3 protein-coding genes are annotated in these 2,470 nt (G+C 57.3%); all 3 read left to right on the top strand.

Features of this window, described 5'->3' with window-relative positions:
* Positions 1-880 (top strand): type VI secretion system Vgr family protein (locus tag QN378_RS23265; RefSeq protein ID WP_323570716.1); only part of this gene is annotated, 880 nt, incomplete at its 5' end.
* A complete protein-coding gene (locus QN378_RS23270) occupies positions 877-1,770 on the top strand; it encodes a DUF4123 domain-containing protein (RefSeq protein WP_323550674.1) in 894 nt (297 codons plus the stop codon). The genes QN378_RS23265 and QN378_RS23270, both read left to right, overlap by 4 nt.
* On the top strand, positions 1,760-2,404 hold the full coding sequence (locus QN378_RS23275) for a toxin VasX (RefSeq protein ID WP_323550673.1): 645 nt from the start codon (positions 1,760-1,762) through the stop codon (positions 2,402-2,404). Before QN378_RS23270 ends, QN378_RS23275 begins: the two co-directional genes overlap by 11 nt.
* Positions 2,405-2,470 lie beyond the last annotated feature (66 nt).

Below are 2,470 nucleotides of genomic sequence, written 5' to 3' on the forward strand. Positions count from 1 at the left end.
CACGGGTCCTGAAGGCGAAGAAATTCACTGCGATAAATTCGGCCGGGTGAAGGTCAAGTTTCACTGGGATCGTCTTGAACCGGATGACGAAACCAGCAGTTGCTGGGTGCGGGTGGCATCCAGCTGGGCAGGCAACAGTCATGGCGCAGTGACCTTGCCTCGGGTCGGCATGGAAGTGTTGATTTCCTACCTGGAAGGCGACGCCGACCGGCCGATTGTCATGGGCTGCTTGCCGAACAACCGAAATCCAGTGCCTTACGAGTTACCGGCGAACAAAACCAAAAGCGTGTTCCGTAGCCGCAGCTCCAAGGCCAGCCAGGGCTTTAACGAAGTCTCCTTTGAAGACCGCAACGGCGCTGAGTTGGTCTACCTGCGTGCCCAGCGCGATATGGAGCAACTGGTTCAGAACGACAGCCGTCTTGAAGTGCGCGGCCAGCGCTTGGAAACGATCAAGGGCAACAGCACCACCGTTATAAAAGCCGAGCAGAACCTCAAAGTCACCGGCGCACGTAAGGTGCAACTCTCAGCGGGGGATCATTTGCAAGTGGCCGGCTCCAGCCACACTCGCGTCGGTGGCGCGCTGGTCATCGAGGCTGCGCAAGAAGTACATATTTCTGGCGAGAACATCGTTATCGACGGTGGCATCACTCTGACCCTTTCAATCAATGGACAGCATCTGGTGCTCAACCCTGCGGGCATTTTCTCCAGCGTGCCGATTGTGTTAGGTGGGGTTCCGCTGCCGGGAACGCCTGCCCTGCCATTGGCGCCGGGAGAAGTACCCGTTTTAACCAGCCCGGTCATACCGTCGCAGCAAAGGATAGCGCTGCTGTCGCAGCATCAATCGCGCTGCCTGCTGTGCGAAGAGGCCTCGCAAGCATGAGCGCTTTAGTTGATTTTCCTCAAGACTTGCCGTGGGAAAAACACCCTGCTTTTTTGCTGCTCGACGGCGTCACCGTCCCTGATCTAAAAAGCAAACTATCCGCTTGGCATCCCGCAGCCCCCCGAATTGCTTTGTACGCGGGGACTCGATTTGATGCCATCAGCGAGATATCGCCTTGGTTGGTGGTTCTCGAAGGCGCCAGCGATCCGGTTTTTCAAGCATTTTTGGCCGATGCCTCACAAGAGTGGGGCGCCCTTCTGTTCAGCGAAAAACCGTTGCACGCCGTGGTCAGACATTTGCGTGAATTGCTGACGGTGCACGTGCCGGACGGACCCGAAGTCATGTTGCGCTTGGCTGACCCGGCCGTTACCCATGCGTTGTTCGCTATGCCGGACCGCGATGAGCGGTTGTTCGGGCCAATCGATACCCTGGTGTTGGCCGATTGCGTGGAAAATCGCTGGCACCGCCATCAACGCCTCGCTTCGGACGGGTCGGTATTACCCAAAAAATACCGCTTGAGCCTTGAGCAAAACACCGCCTTGGATAGCGCCGATCTACGTCGGGCGACGTTGAAACTTGATGCTCATCTGCTTGAGTATTTTCCTGATCTTCGCACATCAAACAGTTTGCCCCAGCGCTGGCCAGCGTTGCAGCAGCAGGTCAGGGATGCCTACGCGCAGGGCTTCAGCAGCCAATCTGACCTCACTTACTACATCAACATATTTGCCTGGCTTGGCGATTCGCCGATTGCGCAGCACCCGGAAATTGCTCGGTTGCTTGACCGTACTTGCACAGGGACATCCAGCGCTCGCGTTGCGGCAGCCGCCGAGCTGGCGCGCACTTGGGCTAACAACCAACCGGCAACGCAGGAGCGCCTTGATGAACAGTAACCGTCGTAAAGACCCTAACTTGGCCGCCGCTGCCGAATCCAAGAGTGACATCCTCAGCTACGGCACTTGCCCTTTGCGCCAGCCCAAGGTGCAACTGCTACCGCTGCGGTATGGCATGGTCGAGCGCAATGTTCCGACTGCGGATGTAGCGTTACCTTACACGCTGCAAACGCGGCCACTGGGCGTGCGCCTGTTGCGCGATGGCTGGTTGTATATCATCGACAACGGCACGGGCCTTCTGCATGAGTACCGAATTACAAATGGCCTTGTCAGCGCATTACTGTGGGAAGGCAAACAGGTCAGCACTGACCAGCGCAGTCCGCTGAACCCAGAGGTTGCACTCGTATTTTCCAGAAGCAGCACGCTGCACGTCACCTACGCCGAGGTGCAGTGGACGGCGGCCAAGTGCAATCGAATGCTCAATAGCCAAGACGAGCGTGCACGGTTCATGCAGTCCGTCTCGCTGGTCAATGTGAATGGCGAGCGAGGCGCCAAAGACCTGCTGACCCTCGATCAGAACCAGCGCTGGCTCGCCGAGCTGGCGCAAGACGATCAGTTCTACCCTGTTCCAGACGGCGTGCCCGATCACGAACGAACCCAGTATCTGAACTGCGCCCCAAATATTGGACAGTGATTGAATAAGCTACGCGGCCTGAGTTCTGTATGCCACTGGACTCAAGCCGTTGAGCTTCATTTTGAT

It is taken from the genome of Pseudomonas sp. 10S5 (assembly GCF_035019745.1).
Lineage (GTDB): Bacteria > Pseudomonadota > Gammaproteobacteria > Pseudomonadales > Pseudomonadaceae > Aquipseudomonas.